Here is an 18,777-nt window from a genome sequence, read left to right on the forward strand (position 1 = left end):
TAATTTAGCGGCCATATACTTTAATATGAAGAATTTATACAAATCAGCCCTATTTTTATCGGCAGTAGCTATTTCTGTAGGCGCTTTATCGTCTTGTACCGGCAATAATAAATCTAAGGATGAAAAGGCTGTAGTAATACAAAAAGATAGTCTGATCAATTATGTTGCTCAACGCCTGCCTATTTACGAAAGGGTAAAATTAACCACCAATATAAACGAGTTAAGTGTTAACGACCGTAAAATCTTGCCTTTATTAATTCAGGCAGCAGAAATTATGGATCAATTATATTGGAAACAAGCCTACCCACAAAGAGATAGCTTGCTGGCAACTATTAAAGACGAAAAAACACGCGATTTTGTTAATATCAATTATGGCCCATGGGATAGATTAAATAATGATAAACCTTTTGTTGAAGGTGTTGGCGCCAAACCAGAGGGTGCATCTTTTTATCCGTACGGAATTACAAAAGAAGCCATAGAAAAATCGGACCTTGCTGATAAGTTTGGTGCATATTCGGTTATTCAAAAAGACAGTACTGGCAAATTATCAACTGTACCGTATCATGTATTATTTGCCTCAGAATTACAAAAAGCAAGTTCATTATTAAAACAGGCTGCTTTAATTGCTGAAGATGCCGGTTTAAAAAAATATTTAAACTTAAGGGCCGATGCTTTGGTAACGGATAATTTTACCGCAAGTGATTATGCCTGGTTAGATATGAAAACCAATGGTTTGGACCTCATTATAGGCCCGATTGAAAATTATGAGGATAAACTGTTTAATGCCCGTACCAGTTACGAAGCTTATGTTTTAATCAAAGATAAAGAGTGGAGCAAGCGTTTGGCCAAGTATGTAAAAATGCTTCCCGAATTGCAGAAAAACCTGCCTGTTGCCGCTAAATACAAAACAGAAACACCTGGAACCGATTCTGAGTTAAATGCTTACGATGTGGTTTATTATGCAGGAGACTGTAATGCCGGATCGAAAACCATCGCTGTTAATCTCCCGAATGACGAAAAAATCCAGCAGGAAAAAGGCACACGCCGTTCGCAGCTGAAAAACGCAATGCAAGCTAAGTTTGATAAGATTTTGGTGCCGATTTCAAAAGAATTAATTGAAGCCGATCAGCAGCAATACATTAAGTTTGATGCTTTTTTTGCAAACGTAATGTTTCATGAGGTAGCCCATGGTTTAGGCATTAAAAAAACCATTACCGGAAAAGGTTTTGTACGTGCAGCATTAAAAGAACAGTATAGCTGGCTAGAAGAAGGCAAAGCCGATATTTTAGGCTTGTATATGGTAACAGGCTTACTTAAAAAGGGTGAGTTGAAAGGTGACATAAAAGATTATTACACCACATTTATGGCTGGTATTTTACGTTCTGTTCGCTTCGGTGTTTCTGAGGCGCATGGAAAAGCCAATATGCAATGCTTTAATTATTTCCAGGAGAAAGGTGCTTTTGAGCGCACAGCTAAAGGTACTTACAAAGTAAACTTCGAAAAATTTGCAACTGCCATGAACGATTTAAGCGCATTCATTCTTACCCTTCAGGGTAACGGCGATAAAGTTGCGGTAGAAAAAGCACAAAAAGAAAAAGCGGTTATCCATACAGAACTTCAAACAGATCTGGATCGGTTGACCAAAAAGAATATTCCTGTTGATGTTGTTTTTGAACAAGGTGTTGACGTACTTGGGGTAAAATAAGAGATTTTTACTTAGGAATTTAAGGCCATAGATATGCAGGTGTAAGCTTGTTTTATCTGTGGCTTTTTTGCGTTGTTGGTTCACTCGTTTATTAGTTTATTTGTGGGACTGGGTTAATTGCCTAAGCTCCTTAAAAAATCTTTCCCTCCGCTATAAAAGAAAAATCGTCATTTATATTTATACGGTAAATAATCCTCAAGGTTAGGGCTGAAGAGGGAATTAAACGCTTAAACTTCTGTCATCGGACCTCCGACTTCGGACTTTTTCAAAATCCATGTAACCTTTTTAAAAAACGGTCGTCTTACCTATAACTAAACAATGGAAACCTTTCGTTTCCGGCTAAACTTTAAAATAAGCAAGCAATTAAATTGAAAGCGCATGCACATGCGGTATAGAAATCTTTTTGCCCATTTTTTTTAAGAATAAACACCTAAAAATGAAAACATTATACAAAATATCACTTATTGTTACTTTCCTTTTTACCGTTACAACGGGGTTTGCGCAAACAAATCCTAAACCGAACATCAGCGGGGTAATTTTAGATGAAACCAAAAAACCTGCAGATTACGTTACGGTTGTGCTCTTTAAAGCATCCGATTCGAGTGTGGTTAAAACGGTATTTACGGATCCGAACGGCGCATTTAATTTTAATGTTTCGGGCAAGGGGAGCTACTATTATAAGGCCAGTAACATGGGCTATAAAACGCTTAAAAGCAAAACCATCGTTTTAACAGAAGATAATCAAAAGGTAGATTTCGGAACCGCACAGCTTACCGCAAGCACTCAAAATTTAAAAGAAGTGAATGTAGCTGTAACTAAACCATTAATCGAAAGAAAAATGGATAAAATCGTGATGAACGTTTCCAATAGTTCGATTATGACAGGTTCTACTGCATTAGAAGTTTTGCAAAAAGCACCAGGCGTAACTGTAGATCAGAATGATAAGATTTCGATGATGGGTAAACAAGGCGTGTTAATTCAACTGGATGGAAAACAGACCTACATGAGCAGTGCCGATGTGGCCAACCTGCTCCGCAATATGCAGAGTTCAGAAATAGAAAGCATCGAACTGATTACCAATCCTTCGTCAAAGTATGATGCATCAGGTAATTCGGGCATTATCAACATCAAAACGAAGAAAAACAAAAATGGCGGAACAAACGGCAGTATAAACGGATCTTTAGGATATGGTAAAAACCTGAGGGCAAATGCGGGTTTAAACCTGAACCACCGTACACAGAAACTTAATCTTTTTGGTAACTACAACTATGGTAAGTTTGAGCGTGATAACCTGATCGCTATCGACCGGATTTCGAATGGTACACCCGACATTTACTTTATGCAGGTAGGTGAAAGCAAAAGAAAACAATATAACAATAACCTTAAAGCAGGTTTAGATTACTTTATCGATAAGAAAAATACCATTGGTATATTGGTAAACGGCTACTTCAACCATGGAAATGAAGCTGCGGGAAACAATACTTTAATTGGCCCATCTTTTAACCAGGTAGATTCGAGCCTGATAACCAATTCATTGCAGGTAAACAAATACAATAATGTTTCTTATAACTTAAATTATAAATCGGTTCTGGATACCGCCGGTTCAGAAATCTCGGCAGATGTAGATTATTCTAAATACAAAGGAAACGATGGTTCTAATTATGAAAACGATTATCGGTTTCCCAATGGAGACAGAATCCGCCCGATCAGGTATACCCGGAACAACACTCCATCGATAATTGATATTAAAGCATTTAAAGTCGACTATAATGTATCAATTAACAAAACGGTTAAACTCGAAGCCGGGGTTAAAAGCAGCTGGGTTAAAACCGATAATGACTTGCAGGCGGAAATGTTGGTAAACAATGCTTGGCAGAACGATGTTAAACGAAGCAATCAGTTTGTATACGATGAAAATGTAAATGCGGCATATACCAATGTGAACAAACAGTTTAAAAATACCAGCGTACAGATTGGCTTAAGAGTTGAGCAAACCAATTCGAAAGGAAATCTGATTACCACAAACACCGTTGTAGAAAGAAATTACTGGGATTTCTTTCCAACATTATTTGTTCAACAAACGCTTTCAAAAAACAATCAGTTAGGTTTTTCTTATAGTAGAAGGATAGACCGCCCAAGTTACGATGCTTTAAATCCCTTTATTTATTACTTAGATGAATTTACCTATAGCAAAGGAAATCCATTTCTAAATCCACAGTATACACACAATTTTGAGCTTAGTTATACCCTATTGCAAAAATACATGCTCTCAATTGGCTATAGCAGAATTAATGATGTAATTGCAGAGGTAATTTTGCCCGACGCAGCGAACCAATCGTTATACCAAACGAATGCAAATATTGCTACCAACATTAGCTACAACGCCAATTTAAATGTGCCTGTTCAGATTACGAAATGGTGGCAGACCAACAATAACTTAAATGTTTTTTACCTCAGTTTCAAATCACCAGATTTGGCCGGGAGCGCTTTAAAAACCGGAAAAACCTCTTTCCAATTTAAATCTCAGCAAACGTTTACCATTATGGATGGTTTTACGGCAGAAATAAATGGCAGTTACGAATCACCGCTTGATTATGGAACCCTAAGTTTAAAAGCCCGTTATTATGTTGATGCCGGTTTGAGCAAATCACTGTTCAACAAAAAAGCAAGCTTGAAGCTCGCCTTATCAGATGTATTCAATATATCTGAAAACAATTTATCAAGCGCCTATCCGGGTTTAACCTACACAGTACACCAAAAAAATGAAACTCAAATTGGCAGAATCAGTTTTACCTACCGCTTCGGTAAAAATGAAATTAAACCGGCCCGCCGCCGTGCAACGGGTACCGAAGCAGAACAAGGCCGTATGAAGAATTAGGGTGATTTTATCGTCATTTCGACCGTAGTGGAGAAATCTTTGGACTATGTTAAAAGATTTCTCTCCCGAAGCTTCGGGACTGCGCTTCAGTCGAAATGACGATCCGACTATACCTCGCCCTTGATCTGTGTCCCCACAGACCAAATCATTACAAAAATTAAAACTTATATTCCATTACATAATCATCCATAAAGTAACCTTCACCTATATCAAGTTTTACCGATTCTTTAATGGTAAAACCTCCCTTTAGGTAAAAATCTTTGGCTTTATTATGTTTATTTACATTCAATTGTAAAGCACTTCCCCCTGCATCTTTCACCTGGTTAAAAACTTCGTTAATCAAGATTTTTCCGACTCCTTTTCCGTGCGCAGATGGTAGCACGTAAAGCTTGTGTAGCTTGTAAATACGCGCTTCGTGTCCAATAATAGAATATCCTGCAAAACCGAACTGATTTTCGCCTTCCTCCGCAATCAGGAAAATATGCCCTTCCATAAATTGCTTTAGGAGTTCTCCTTTATTGTACATTTTATCCAACATGTAATCAATCTGCTCCTGCCCGATAATATCGAGGTAGGTTGATGGCCAGGTTGCCGCGGCAATATCCCTGATAATTTCTATATCTTCTTCTTTTGCTTTTCTGAGGGTAATCATATTGGTTCGCTGATAAAAATTGGTTGTCCTGAAAAGGTGAATTCTACAAAGCCATCTTTAACTACAGTAAAAATTTCTTCCTCATTCTGCACCAGGTTAGTTACTTCGATGTATCGGTTGCCATGGATCAGGAATTCACTTCCTGCAGGTTTCCAAACAGAGAATCCCGGTTTTATGGAGTAGTGCTTCGCTCTTTCAGTAAACACCACCAGATTAATTTTGTCTTCAAATCCCCCAAATTTCTCCAGATCAAATTTCTTCGCAATTACATTTACCGCAGGATATTTCTCTTCGTACAGATAATTAATAGCCACCATTAAAGCATCAACAGGGCCCTGAATAACTTTTGTATCCTCTTGTGTTTCCTGTCCATTTCCATTTACCAGCACATCTACCTTTAAGCCTAAAGAAAAAATCTTATCGTAATTTTCTCCGTTAACCAAAAGTGTAGGGCTCCATTCGAGCAGTTGCCCCAAAAGCTCTTCATTAAAATTCCCAAGCTCATCGATGTACAAAGCCGGCTCTTGTTTTTCTTTTACAATATGGTGTGAAGACATACTGCGAATATAGAAATTTCGCTTTAAGTACGGTAGAGGAAGAATCAGTTAGGGGTAAAATGATTAACGATTGTATGGATATTCACTCACCCAATGGAAGCCCCTGTTGATGAGTTTAAAATCTTTAAGATCTTTTCGCTTAAAACTTACCGATATGGAATCTTTTTCTCTTAAGCCCGAAAGAATCAGCCTATCTTTTCCAATAACATTATAGTTGAAAACATATTTAGTGGAGTCTTTATCGGTTGATTTTAGCAGCAATTCTTTTTTCTTCTGATCAAAAACAGTAGTGAAATTGGCGGAACTATCATTCATCTTCTTTATCCTTACGTACCCTGAATAATTAATAATCATCTGTTTCCATCGCGTACTATCAGTAGTTAAAGGTGCCAATGTTTCACCTTTAACTTTCATGCTTTCAACATTATAAATACCATATAAAAATGGTTTAGGTGCACCATCGCCATAAGTTTTATATCGCGTCATTAATGACGGGAATAAGAAAAGCATTGAAACAGCTATATACAGATATTTACATATATATACCAAAATAAAGTGCCATCTTTTTTTATACTTTGGACGATACATTCTTTCGAGCTGCTGGCTTTCATATTTAACAAAAAATTTATATAACTTAAAAAAATGAGGGGCTAAAATAAACAGACACATCACCACCAGTGCTGTAGACAGCAGCTTTACCGGAACATCGAAAAAATAGTTCATTGACATTACGTGTGCTGTCGCAGCCAGCGCCAGAAATGCACCAACAATTACCGTTCTGCGGAATAACAATAAAATTGCAGAAATTTCGATAATGCCCATAAAAATATTGTAACCTTTAGAAAATCCGAGGAATCTCCAGGCCAACCCCATGGGCGAGGCATCACCAAAAGGAGTGAGCAACCTGTCTAAAGATGAATCGTAAAACTGGAGCTTGATCACTTTAATAGCCCCATACATTACAAGCGTAAAAGCCAGATAAAAGCGTACCAGAACAATGAGCCAGTAATAGGCAGCATTGTAGCTCTTGCGTTTACGGTCGAAAACCGACCAAAGGATGCAGCCCACTACCGATACCAAAAACATAAAGAGCAATAACGCCCATTTATAGGAAGTATCGCCACTTCCGCTCGTATGAATTTTTAAATCGCTTTGAAAAATATGCTCAGATAACCATGGGATTAAACTTTCTAGCATCATGGCTGGGTACTGCATTACATAGTAGAAAAATGGAAAAGCGCCATTGTTATACAGTATAATGAAAAGAGACAAGAGGAGGAAAAAGAACCTGAAAGAGATTTTTTTATAAATATTCCAGGGTACGTTGGTTTGAAGAGCGTTTTCAGACATATTTTAGCTGGGTTTTATCCAAAACTAAAAATTATCCTACGGGCTTCAAATTATAAAATGTTAATTAACAGCGCTTTCTTTAACTAATGTGTAAAAATCTTGATAGGCTTCGATAAAATCATCTGTAAAATTAATAGCTCCGGAAACGGCGATACCATAAATACCGGTTTGCATTAAAGCTTCTACATCGTAGGTCTTTATCCCGCCCACAGCCAATACCGGAATACTGATGGCCTGAGCCTTCAATTCTTTTATTACCTGTTGATAGCCCTCGGTACCCAAAGGCGCATAATTATTGGGCTTGGTTTCAGTTTCTGCAAATGGACCATAACCAGCATAATCGGCTCCTTCTTTGGCAAGTCTGATTAAATTTTCCATTGTATTTGCAGATCCTCCAAGGGTAATATCATGCCCAACCTGTTTGCGCAGGGTGATAAAATCGGCATCCATATCTTCAATATGAAAGCCCTGAATATCGGCCTTTCCATTTAAATGAACATGATCGGTAACGATTAAGGTGGTACCCCAATCATCACAGATTTCGGCAATCGCATTAATATCCTGTAAGAGTTCTTCATCACTTTTGCTCAGGCAACGGTACTGGATCCATTTTGCACCAGCCTCGCAGGCCTGTTGCACCTGTTCGATATGGCTTAAATGCGGGATATCGTGCGTGATGTAATGAAGTTTCTCTATATATTTCATACTGGGTGAACAGGATTTTTAAGATGATTTGATTTTAAGATCAGGAGGGCAATATAAACAAAATCGCCATTGCAAGTGTATCCCGCAATGACGATCCCTGTTTTTTTAACGTTAAGCCTTTCTAAAACTTAACGTTCAGGCTTAGCAAAAAGTTAGTTCCCGCTTGTGGGTAAAAGAAGTTTTCGGTTACCCTGCTTCCACCTGCCTGGTAGCCATAAGTATAACCATTGCTTTCGTATTTCTTATCGAAAATATTATTTACCAATAAACCCAGGTTTACGTTTTTAACACCTGCAAATTTAAAGTCGTAGCCCAAACGTGCATTGCTTACCCAGTAACCGTTAATGGTCCTATCATTGTTCTGCGTATTATCCAGGTATTGTTTGCTTACATATTTGCTCTGTAAGGCTACAGCAAAACCACTAACAGGTTTGTAAACCAGCTCCCCAAAAAGAACAGCTTTCGGAGAATAAGAAATATCAGTCAATTTGTAGTTGTTTACAACAAATCCGCCATTATCGTAATCTTCATAATATTCGGTAAAGTTCTTGATTTTGTTTCTACTCAATGCGGCATTGGCGTTTAGTACAAATTGCTGGCTAATGATATAAGAACCATCTACCTCAATCCCTAAACGATAGCTTCTGTCTACGTTCTGACGATAGTTGGCTCCAACATCGTTTATTTGCCCGGTAACCACCAATTGGTTTTTATAAAACATTCCGTAAGCATTGGCACCTAAATTAAATTTATCATTTTTAAATCGGTAACCTAACTCTACATCATTCAAACGTTCAGGTTTTGGAGAGATACCTGCTACCGCAGCATCTGTATAATCATCTCTGTTAGGCTCTTTGTTGGCCACACTAAATGAGGCATAAACATTACTCTGTGGATTGATAAAATATGTTGCACCAAATTTCGGGTTAAAGAAATTCAAGGTTTCATTAATAGCCAAAGTGTTTAGTTTATTTTCCGTTCCGGCAACATCGAAATACACCCTGCGGTACTGTAGGTCGGCAAATAAGCTTAACGATTCTACCGGGCTATAGTTTACTTTACCATAAACGTTAAAATCGGTTTTAAAACCATCGTTATCATAATAGTGCCTGTCTATATTTCCATTTGAAGCATATTGTGCCCAGATCACCTGCCCGAAATGTGCACCTTTATATTCGTTATATGCACCGCCCAAAGTAAAGTTTAAATTCTTTTGAGGCACGTAATTAAAGGCATAAGTAACACCATAAAAATCGTTATCCAACCAACGTCGACGGATTAAATCCGTTTCGGTAACTGGTGCTCCTCCCGGAATAACAACCGGATTTAATCCATAATTTTTCAGTTCATCCTGCGCCTTGTATTCTTCATAATAACCTTCGCCTTTAGTATAGTGTAAAGCGCCGTTAAAAGAAAACTGATCAGAAAACTGTCTGGCATAAATTAACTGATAATGGTTTTGTGTATAGTTATCGGTTTGGTTATTGTACAAGAAACTGTTGTAAGTTCTGCCCGAGTTTAGAAGATTTGCAGCATCTTCTGCACCTAATCCGTTTCTGGCAATATAGGCATTCATTCCAACCACATCATTTTCTAAGCGCGACTGCGGAATACCGTTCCACGATTGATAAGTTTTCTCGTTTCCAGAAAAAACATTTATACGCAACAGGTCTTTATTTCCATGGTAAGCTCCGGATAGAAAATAAGATTTAAGCAACGATGAGCCACGGTCTACATAGCCGTCAGAACTAATTCTAGATAAACGACCATCAAAACTAAAGCGGTTGTTAATCAAACCTGTTCCTACCTTTACAGTATTTTTCCAGGTATCAAAACTGCCATAGGTGCTGTTTATTTCAGCATAAGGCTCCATTTCGCTGGCCGTTGTCTGGATATTTAAACTCGCACCGAATGCACCTGCACCGTTGGTTGAAGTACCTACACCGCGCTGAATCTGTATGTTATCTACAGATGAAGCAAAATCGGGCATGTTTACATAAAACGTACCTTGACTTTCGCTGTCGTTGATTGGAATGCCGTTAACGGTTACATTAATCCTGCTATTGTCGCTACCACGGATACGGATTCCTGTATACCCTACGCCAGCACCGGCATCAGAATTAACCACAACGCCCGGTGTATTTTGAAGGATGAAAGGCAGATCTTGTCCGAAGTTATTCTGCTGAATTTCTTCCTTGCCAATATTTTTGTAGGTAGTTGCAGATTTTTCTGTAGCCCGTGTTGCACGGACAATCACCTCATCTGCCAGGAAATTTTGAGGCAAGAGGCTAAAATCGATTGGAGTATGCTGTTTAAGTTCTACAGCTTTTTCGATTGTTTTATAACCTACATAACTTACTACAATCGTGTATTTTCCATCACTAAGGTTTGTGATGGTGTAGTTTCCCGAGGCATCGCTAACTACTGCCGTTTTTTGATTTCTTAATTTAACCGTAGCGCCGGGAAGTGGCTGTTGGTTTTGATCTGTTACCTTACCGGTAACAGTAATTTGTGCCGATGCAAAGAAAGGCAACATTGCAACAAGTGCTGCAAAAAGTAAATTTTTCAATTTTATTGTTTTTAGTTAAACCCATCGGAAAAGGGGCATTGCCGATTTTCAGTTAAACTTCCATAACTCCAATCCCTACGCCGGCATTACCCGGATCAGGTGCATTTATAAGGTTTAAGGTTTTGGAGGTTTAGGGCTTAGGGTTTTACCCTCCACCTTTTTACCTTCTACCTTTTACCTATAAAATGGGTATGATCTCAGCCTGTTTTTGTGTTTATTTAAACAAGGCACCCCTAATGATGGTGCAAATGTAGAAAATATTTAGCAATTCGAACGGTTTTTGAAGCTTTATAGGGTAATTGGATAAAATTGACAGCTTTATAGCGTAGTTTAATGAATTTGCTGGTGCTTAGGATTAGAAAATGAACGGTTCAGTGTGCATGGCTTTTTCAGCCCCGCTTTCCCTCCTGCCAATTTTGAAGAAAAATCGGCATCCGTTCCAATCGGGTTTAGGTGGCCAGGCTGGTATAAATATTAACGGATGATCACCAAACGTTCCTACGGAACGAAAACGCCAATTAAATATTGGCTACCCACGAATCGTCCCAGCATCCATGAAACAATGCCCCTTCATTTCCTAAAAAGAACAACATTTTATTATTAATGGGAAATGAGCGACGCTGAGCCTGGCATTTTGAAACCAAATGCCATGAATTTAATCAAGAAACATCTATTTTCTTATACACCCAAAAAAACATCAATGGCCTTAATGGCATTTGTTATCCTATCATCACCCAATCCACCAATTACTTTATAATTCGCATTTAGTGCTTTCAGTTCCTTATGCCAAACCTGCATAAAATATTCGCGCTTATCCGGAAAATCGCGCAGCGGATCGTCTTGCCAGGGCAAATCGATGTCCATTAACAGATACAGGTCGTATGGTCTCTTATGCAGTGCATCCAGCACTAGCTGTGGTGTTTCACCTAATACTTCATCGCTCCAGATCTTCACCGTAATAAAAGTCGTATCACAAATAATAAAATCGCTTTCGGTCGTTACTAAAATAGCATCTTCTAAAGCTACCTGCCCGTAATACATGTTCACTTCATCCTGCAGGGTATAATCGGCAACCAGGTTTTCGCAGTAATAGCGGGCATACTCCGGCACCCACGAAACTTTGTAATATTTTGCCAGCAATTGAGATATAGTAGATTTTCCCGTACTTTCCGGGCCAACAACAGCGATCTTTTTAATGTTTTTATTCACGATATGTTTCTGAATATGGTCAAATGTAAAAGAAAAAGGCTTAAAAGAAAAAATCCGGTTGAGGAGGGCTCCTCTAACCGGATAATAAACCAAACAAACTATTTATGAAGAAATCCTCATGGCGGGTAACTAATCCGCGGAGGAAGCTTTAGATCATTGTCTAAAGTATATACAAAACGTATATATGTTCTGCTTATTACAACATTATTGCCAATATTTCTAACATCACAACTTCGTGACTTAATTCTGACGTGTAGCCCTATTTTTAAGAAATTCTTTTAACACTAATTAACATTTACAATAAAACCGTACATTCGATTTTGACAGTCGTGTATATTTAATAGTACAATCTTAAAATTAGTGTTCATTATTTAAAACTATTTGTACTAAATGGTGTTATTTATTTAAGACATCAACAACTAAAACGTTATACCATGAAAAAGTTATGTGTTGTATTATCCCTTCTAATTGTATTTGCTTTAGGTTCAATTGCCTTTACAAATATTAAATTGGGTGGAATAATAGGAAAAATTACGCCGGGTGATGCGGCTTCTGCTGTTTCGCTTGTAGCGGCGACAGACACGCTAAAAGCGCAGATTAGCCAAGGTGTTTTTACTTTTACTAACCTCAAAGAAGGCGTTTATACCGTTGTTGTAAAAGCCAATGCACCATACAAAGATGCTGTAATAGAAAAGGTTGCCGTAAAAGATAGCGCCACTACAGATTTAGGCGAAATTAAATTACAGCAATAGCCTATTTCGCAAAAGAAAAATCTAAAAAGAGCACTTAAATAGTGCTCTTTTTTATTTTAAAAAAAACGCCTTAAAATCACGCTAAAGATGTATCTTTGCATCCCGACAGAACAGTTGGGATTTTTCTTCTTACAAGCACAAAATCTCGTTGCTTTCAGGGTTTCAAAAGAACCAACACTTTAGAATTTTAATTATTGTTTAAGCTTTATCATGCCTAAAGACACTTCCATACGCTCAGTACTGATTATCGGATCTGGACCAATTATTATTGGCCAAGCCTGTGAATTTGATTACTCGGGTTCGCAAGCGGCTCTTTCTTTAAAAGAAGAAGGGATTACCGTTTCCATTATCAACTCCAATCCGGCTACAATTATGACGGACAAGGTTATCGGCGACCATGTTTACCTGCGCCCGTTAACTGTTGATTCAATAGAGGTTATTTTACAAGAGCATATCGACTCTGCAGATTTACCTAGAATTGATGCGGTACTTCCTACCATGGGAGGCCAAACTGCATTAAACCTTTGTAAAGAAGCTGAAGAACGTGGTGTTTGGGAAAAATATGGTGTAAAAGTAGTTGGTGTAGATGTTGCTGCAATTGAAAAAACCGAAAACCGTGAATCTTTCCGCCAGTTAATGGTTGATATCGGCGTAGGTGTTGCAGAATCGAAAATTGCCAACTCATTTTTAGAAGGTAAAGAAGCAGCACAAGAAATCGGTTACCCATTGGTAATCCGTCCATCATACACCTTAGGTGGTTCTGGTGGTGGTTTCGTACACAAAAAAGAAGAGTTCGATGCCGCTTTAAAACGTGGTTTAGAGGCTTCGCCAACGCATGAAGTATTAGTAGAGAAAGCCGTTTTAGGCTGGAAAGAATATGAGTTAGAGTTATTAAGAGACAGCAACGATAACGTAATCATTATCTGTTCGATCGAAAACTTCGATCCGATGGGTATCCACACAGGAGATTCGATCACTGTTGCCCCGGCAATGACCCTATCTGATCGTTGTTACCAGGAAATGCGTAACCAGGCGATCAAAATGATGCGTGCAATCGGTAACTTCGCCGGCGGCTGTAACGTTCAGTTTTCGGTTAACCCTGCAAACGATGAAATTATCGCCATCGAAATTAACCCACGTGTATCACGTTCATCAGCTTTGGCAAGTAAGGCAACCGGTTATCCAATTGCAAAAATTGCAGCAAAACTGGCAATCGGTTACAACCTGGATGAAATTGAAAATCAGATTACCAAAACTACCTCAGCATATTTCGAGCCTACTTTAGATTATGTAATCGTTAAAATACCTCGCTGGAACTTCGATAAATTTAAAGGCGCGAACAAAGAGCTTGGCCTGCAGATGAAATCGGTTGGTGAGGTAATGGCAATTGGCCGTACTTTTATCGAAGCACTGCAAAAAGCTTGTCAGAGTTTAGAGATCAACCGCGCTGGTTTAGGTGCAGATGGCAGACAAGTACGCAATATCGAAGAGATTATGGACGGTCTGGAGCATGCTTCATGGAACCGTTTGTTCTTAATAAAAGATGCCATGGCAATGGGTGTACCTTTGGAGTCTATCCGTAAGGTAACCAAAATTGATAAATGGTTCTTAAATCAGATCCAGGAGCTTGTATTGCTCGAAACTGAACTAAAAAGATATTCACTAAACAATATCCCGCAGGATTTCTTCGTAACACTTAAACAAAAAGGTTTCTCTGATATCCAGATCGCCTGGTTATTAGGCAATGTTACTGAAGATGAAGTTTATGATCGCCGTAAAGCTTTAGGCATAAACAGGGTATATAAAATGGTTGATACTTGTGCTGCGGAGTTCCCGGCCAAAACACCATACTACTATTCTACTTTCGAAGAGGAAAACGAATCTGTTCCATCTGATAAGAAAAAGGTAATTGTATTGGGTTCAGGCCCTAACCGTATAGGTCAGGGTATCGAATTCGATTACTCTTGTGTACATGGTTTATTGGCTGCAAAAGAAACAGGTTTCGAGGCTATCATGATTAACTGTAACCCTGAAACGGTTTCAACAGACTTTAACATGGCCGATAAATTATATTTCGAGCCAGTATTCTGGGAACATGTTCGCGAAATTATCGAGCTGGAAAAACCAGTGGGCGTTATCGTTCAATTGGGTGGACAAACAGCTTTGAAAATGGCTGAGAAATTAACAGAAAGAGGCATCAAGATTATCGGAACATCTTTCGAGAATATGGATATTGCCGAAGACCGTGGCCGTTTCTCAGACCTGTTGAAAGAATTAGATATCCCTTATCCAAAATATGGTGTTGCAGAGAATGCTGAAGAAGCAATCGTTGTAGCAAACGAAGTAGGTTACCCTGTATTGGTCCGTCCGAGTTATGTATTGGGTGGACAGGGCATGAGCATCGTAATCAACGATGAAGACCTGGAAAAAGCAGTAGTAAAATTATTAGGGGATTTACCGGGCAACCGTGTATTGATCGATCACTTTTTAGACAGGGCAGAAGAAGCAGAATCTGATTCGATTTCTGATGGTGAGGATGTACACATTGTGGGTATGATGGAGCACATCGAGCCTGCAGGTATCCACTCAGGAGATTCATTTGCAGTATTACCTACATTCAGCTTATCAGAAACGGTAACTAAAGCAATGGAAGAATACTCAGTCAAAATTGCAAAAGCATTAGATGTACGTGGTTTATTAAACATTCAGTTCGCCATTAAGGATGAGAAAGTTTATGTAATCGAGGCAAACCCCCGGGCATCGCGTACGGTTCCTTTCATCGCAAAAGCTTACGATGTTCCATACATCAATATCGCAGCTAAAATTATGCTGGGTGTAGCGAAACTGAAAGATTTTACGATCGTTCGTAAACTTAAAGGTTATGCCATTAAAGAACCGGTTTTCTCTTACGAGAAATTCCCAGAAGTAGCGAAAGAATTAGGTCCTGAAATGAAATCTACAGGTGAGGCGATCCGTTTCATCAAAGATTTGGAAGATCCTTACTTCCGTAAGCTTTACAAAGACAAATCGATGTACTTGAGTAAGTAATCTGCTCATTAAGACTTATAAAATAACAAAGGCCAGTGATGATTTTCACTGGCCTTTGTTTTTGTGATGTTTTATTATGTTGTTCGTCATGCTGAATTTATTTCAGCATCTTTTCTGTTATTAAGACCCTGAAATAAATTCAGGGTGACGATCGCATTATATTTTATTGCTTCAACTTCGGAATCCGCGTTGGTGTATCCGTTCCGTTTACAATGGTAGTTGCGCTCTTTGCGATCGCTTTGATGGTAGAAAGGATATTTTCTACGTCTAAAGAACTGTATTCGTCTTTCACACTATGGTACAATTTATCGATATCAATTTTATCGGTACTGATGGTGTGCGCCGGAACGCCTAAAGCAGCTAAAGTTGCATTATCACTTCTATAGAATAAGTTCTGATCTGGATAGGGGTCTGGATGGAAAGTAAATTCAGTCCCAGCTAAATTTTTCTGCAAAATCTTCCCAAAATCAGATCTTTCATAACCGGTAATAAATGCGGTATTTTTACCAAATTTCGAGTCCTTACCAATCATCTCAATATTGAACATGGCCACTACATCATCAGGGTTTAGTTTTTCAGAGAAATATTTTGCACCGAAACCACCGATTTCTTCAGCAGTAAAGGCAACAAAAATTAAAGTACGCTCATTGTTTTTCTGTGCTTTGTAATACTTGGCAAGCGCAATCATAGCGGTTGTGCCTGAAGCATCATCATCTGCACCATTGGCAATACTATCGCCATCAACACTTTTTAAAAAGCCTAAATGATCATAATGACCTGAGAAAACCACGATTTCTTTCGCTTTCGATTTACCAGGAATTACCCCAGCTACATTAAATAAAGGCATTTTATCTACCTTACTTTTAAATGTTGCCGAAAAATCTGCTGCAGCATCTTTACCTAAAACAAAAACCTGCACAGCACTTGTCGTCGCTTTAACATTTTTCTCATCAACGGTTGCAGGTTTGCTGAAATGATCTTTATAACGGTTAAAAAGATCAGCAAACTTACTGTCGACTAAAACGATCTGGTTTTTATCAGTGTTCAGCATGGTTCTGAACTGCGCTACAAAAGGCTTTTCAGGGTCTAACTTAACAACAGTGGTGTTCGACTTATCTAGTGTAACACTTTCTGTGGTAACGCCCGTAACCATTATGTTTGCAGGTGCAATTTCCTGTCCATCTATTTTAACAATCGTACTTTGGTTGGTAACCTGGTATTTGTTAAAAGTTTGACGGAAAGTTTTCTCACCAGGTAAAGGTTGTAAACCGATCTTTTTAAATTCAGATTCGATAAAAGTAGCCGCTTTATCAATGCCTGGCGTAAAAGTTGCACGCCCCTGCATATCATCGGCACTTAAGGTCTTAATCAGGTGATCGGTGTATTCGCGGGTGATAATTTTATCGATGTTTTGCGCTTTAAGCTGCAAACTTGCCATCCCGATAAGGGTAAAAAAGAATATTTTCTTCATATAATAAGTATTTTTTTGCTATTTAGATTTAACCTGCGATGTTAACCATTTATCTCTAAAAGTCTGCATGGCCGGTATTAAATTCCCGCCTGTTTTTTCAATGGCAACAATTTCTAAAGCCGGATCTTCTGTCAAGGTTAATTGAGCTGTTTTCTCTTCTCCACGGTAAAGATAAGTAACCTTCAGTACATCACCGGGTTTGTGGGCATCTGTAATGGCCGTAACTGCAGCAAGATCTTTTAATACCTCACCATCGATGGATAGCAATACATTATCAACATCTAAACCTGCCTCATAAGCTGGTGTGCCCATCAGCGTTTGACCTAAAATCAATTTTCCATCCAGCGTATTAATCTTACCAAAGCCAGCAAAAGCTTTACCGGGATTTGCTTTGCGCAAAACAAGGCCTGCATTTAAAAGCAGCTCGGCATAATTGTTCTTTTCGGTACCGTAAATATATCGTTTAAAGAAATCGGCAGCGAATGCAGGATCCTTGGTCAGCGTTGCTAAGGTTTTCTCTAAATCAGGAACAGTATAGGCAATTTCAGGTTTACCATAGGTTTTCCAAAGCGCACGCATATAATCATCAAGACTAAGCTTAAATTCGGTTCTTAAGCGCAGATCTAAAGCCAGGGCAGTAGCGGCACCATAAGTATAATACGAAGTAAAAATATTGCCTTTATTGGTCTGATCGATAGCTACACCTGCGTCGGCAAATACGGCGTATCTACTGGCTTCAATAGGCGAAAAGTTTTTTGCGCCTGGCGAGAGTAAAACAGTATTTACCAGGCCATTAAAAGTTTGTATGGCATTGTCGGCAGTTTTTAAACCTGCCCTTGTTAACAGCAGATTGCCATAATATTGGGTGAAGCCTTCAGCCAGCCAAAGCTCATCACTCATATTGGCATGCTCAAAATTGAAGGGTTCTAAGGTTTTCGGCCTTAAACGCTCTACATTCCAGCTGTGGAAATATTCATGCGAAAAAGTGCCCAGTAGGTTCGATTCATAACCTGCAATTTTTGGAGTACGCTGCACAATCGAAGTGGAATTTCTATGCTCCATTCCATCACCTGCATTCTCCGGATACACATCATCCAGGAAATAATAATTACCATAATCGTATGTGGGAAATTCGCCCCAAACAGCAAAATGTTCATCGACCATTTTTTTAAGCATTCCAGCATAGTTATCAATGGTTTTCTGATCGTCGTTAGAATGTGTAATCAAATGGATGGTCTGTACTTTACCATCGGTATTTTTAACCTGCCAGCTTGCCGTTTTATAATTGGCAATTTCGGTAGGACTGTCCATAAAATATTGAAGGTTTGGGGCAAAATAAGTCCCATTGGGCATTGGTTTAAGCTGCGTAGCTACTTTCCAGTCCTGTTTTTCGGCATAATTGAATTTAACCAGTCGCGGTCTGTTATCCATACCCACCGGAAAAGCAAAAGTTGCCGGTATATTCATGTGTGCATGGGTTTCATCGAAACCAGCATAAGTTCCGTCAATCCAGTTCCCAAAAAGTGTATAGGTTACTTTTACACTGGCGCCATGATTGGGGATTTCGTAAACATCGCCCGCTGTTTGTTTAATGGCCAGCTGTTTTCCTGATGCATCGAAAGCTTTCAGGTGATATACATTTTTTCCAAACTCATGTGTAGCATAACGACCTGGGGACGATCTGCTCATTCTAACCTTTAGTGTGCCCGCAGGAACATTCGGGACAAACATGCTGATTTCAGCTTCATGATGGATGGCGTTTGGAAAGGAAACCGTATAACTGATCTCATTTTGGGCAAAAGCCTGAAACGATAATAGACCAAATACTGCAGCACCTAAAAGTTTCTTCATAAGATCTGGATTATGAGGGCAATTTAGTAA

At 38.8% G+C, this 18,777-nt stretch carries 12 protein-coding genes; 4 read left to right on the forward strand and 8 right to left on the reverse strand.

Translation table 11 applies throughout. The features are described 5' to 3' along the window. The first annotated feature begins 25 nt into the window (after window positions 1–25). Window positions 26–1,705, forward strand: coding sequence for a dipeptidyl-peptidase 3 family protein (locus ACN9MR_RS22205; protein ID WP_426326716.1), 1,680 nt, complete (start codon window positions 26–28; stop codon window positions 1,703–1,705). Between the two features lie 436 nt (window positions 1,706–2,141). Further along, window positions 2,142–4,583 (forward strand): outer membrane beta-barrel protein, encoded by a 2,442-nt coding sequence (locus ACN9MR_RS22210; RefSeq protein WP_426326718.1) that lies wholly within the window; start codon window positions 2,142–2,144, stop codon window positions 4,581–4,583. A gap of 157 nt (window positions 4,584–4,740) precedes the next feature. Here the strand turns inward: ACN9MR_RS22210 and ACN9MR_RS22215 are convergent, their stop codons facing one another. From ACN9MR_RS22215 to ACN9MR_RS22240, 6 genes are all read right to left on the reverse strand, one after another. Continuing rightward, a complete protein-coding gene (locus ACN9MR_RS22215; protein ID WP_426326720.1) occupies window positions 4,741–5,235 on the reverse strand; it encodes a GNAT family N-acetyltransferase in 495 nt (164 codons plus the stop codon). After that, window positions 5,232–5,792 (reverse strand): thiamine pyrophosphokinase, encoded by a 561-nt coding sequence (locus ACN9MR_RS22220; RefSeq protein WP_426326721.1) that lies wholly within the window; start codon window positions 5,790–5,792, stop codon window positions 5,232–5,234. The genes ACN9MR_RS22215 and ACN9MR_RS22220 overlap by 4 nt, the downstream gene beginning before the upstream one ends. A gap of 63 nt (window positions 5,793–5,855) precedes the next feature. Further along, window positions 5,856–7,142, reverse strand: coding sequence for a hypothetical protein (locus ACN9MR_RS22225; protein ID WP_426326722.1), 1,287 nt, complete (start codon window positions 7,140–7,142; stop codon window positions 5,856–5,858). 60 nt (window positions 7,143–7,202) lie between these two features. Next, window positions 7,203–7,847, reverse strand: a complete 645-nt coding sequence (locus ACN9MR_RS22230) for a thiamine phosphate synthase (RefSeq protein ID WP_426326723.1) — start codon at window positions 7,845–7,847, stop codon at window positions 7,203–7,205. Between the two features lie 121 nt (window positions 7,848–7,968). Then, window positions 7,969–10,416, reverse strand: coding sequence for a TonB-dependent receptor (locus ACN9MR_RS22235; protein ID WP_426326724.1), 2,448 nt, complete (start codon window positions 10,414–10,416; stop codon window positions 7,969–7,971). 678 nt (window positions 10,417–11,094) lie between these two features. Next, window positions 11,095–11,625: an AAA family ATPase gene (locus ACN9MR_RS22240; protein ID WP_426326725.1), complete on the reverse strand. Its 531-nt coding sequence runs from the start codon at window positions 11,623–11,625 to the stop codon at window positions 11,095–11,097. 434 nt (window positions 11,626–12,059) lie between these two features. On the opposite strand from ACN9MR_RS22240, the gene ACN9MR_RS22245 reads away from it, so the two are divergent. Together ACN9MR_RS22245 and carB are read left to right on the forward strand one after the other, a co-directional pair. After that, complete coding sequence (locus tag ACN9MR_RS22245) at window positions 12,060–12,377, forward strand: carboxypeptidase regulatory-like domain-containing protein (RefSeq protein ID WP_057930814.1); 318 nt, start codon at window positions 12,060–12,062, stop codon at window positions 12,375–12,377. A 210-nt stretch (window positions 12,378–12,587) separates the two neighbouring features. Beyond that, window positions 12,588–15,425 (forward strand): carbamoyl-phosphate synthase large subunit, encoded by a 2,838-nt coding sequence (gene carB / locus ACN9MR_RS22250; protein WP_426326726.1) that lies wholly within the window; start codon window positions 12,588–12,590, stop codon window positions 15,423–15,425. A 163-nt stretch (window positions 15,426–15,588) separates the two neighbouring features. On the opposite strand, the gene ACN9MR_RS22255 is transcribed toward carB, so the two are convergent. Further along, window positions 15,589–16,896 (reverse strand): M20/M25/M40 family metallo-hydrolase, encoded by a 1,308-nt coding sequence (locus ACN9MR_RS22255; protein ID WP_426326727.1) that lies wholly within the window; start codon window positions 16,894–16,896, stop codon window positions 15,589–15,591. 18 nt (window positions 16,897–16,914) lie between these two features. Then, window positions 16,915–18,747 (reverse strand): M61 family metallopeptidase, encoded by a 1,833-nt coding sequence (locus tag ACN9MR_RS22260; protein ID WP_426326728.1) that lies wholly within the window; start codon window positions 18,745–18,747, stop codon window positions 16,915–16,917. Window positions 18,748–18,777: the final 30 nt, after the last annotated feature.

It is taken from the genome of Pedobacter sp. R-06, assembly GCF_049913135.1.
In the GTDB taxonomy this organism is placed as follows: Bacteria; Bacteroidota; Bacteroidia; order Sphingobacteriales; family Sphingobacteriaceae; genus Pedobacter.

What these genes read in the sequence shown, in the direction of transcription:
- ACN9MR_RS22205 (WP_426326716.1), top strand. Translation starts at nt 26, where the DNA reads ATGAAGAATTTATACAAATCAGCCCTATTTTTATCGGCAGTAGCTATT.
- ACN9MR_RS22210 (WP_426326718.1), top strand. Translation starts at nt 2,142, where the DNA reads ATGAAAACATTATACAAAATATCACTTATTGTTACTTTCCTTTTTACC.
- ACN9MR_RS22215 (WP_426326720.1), bottom strand. Translation starts at nt 5,235, where the DNA reads ATGATTACCCTCAGAAAAGCAAAAGAAGAAGATATAGAAATTATCAGG.
- ACN9MR_RS22220 (WP_426326721.1), bottom strand. Translation starts at nt 5,792, where the DNA reads ATGTCTTCACACCATATTGTAAAAGAAAAACAAGAGCCGGCTTTGTAC.
- ACN9MR_RS22225 (WP_426326722.1), bottom strand. Translation starts at nt 7,142, where the DNA reads ATGTCTGAAAACGCTCTTCAAACCAACGTACCCTGGAATATTTATAAA.
- ACN9MR_RS22230 (WP_426326723.1), bottom strand. Translation starts at nt 7,847, where the DNA reads ATGAAATATATAGAGAAACTTCATTACATCACGCACGATATCCCGCAT.
- ACN9MR_RS22245 (WP_057930814.1), top strand. Translation starts at nt 12,060, where the DNA reads ATGAAAAAGTTATGTGTTGTATTATCCCTTCTAATTGTATTTGCTTTA.
- carB (WP_426326726.1), top strand. Translation starts at nt 12,588, where the DNA reads ATGCCTAAAGACACTTCCATACGCTCAGTACTGATTATCGGATCTGGA.
- ACN9MR_RS22255 (WP_426326727.1), bottom strand. Translation starts at nt 16,896, where the DNA reads ATGAAGAAAATATTCTTTTTTACCCTTATCGGGATGGCAAGTTTGCAG.
- ACN9MR_RS22260 (WP_426326728.1), bottom strand. Translation starts at nt 18,747, where the DNA reads ATGAAGAAACTTTTAGGTGCTGCAGTATTTGGTCTATTATCGTTTCAG.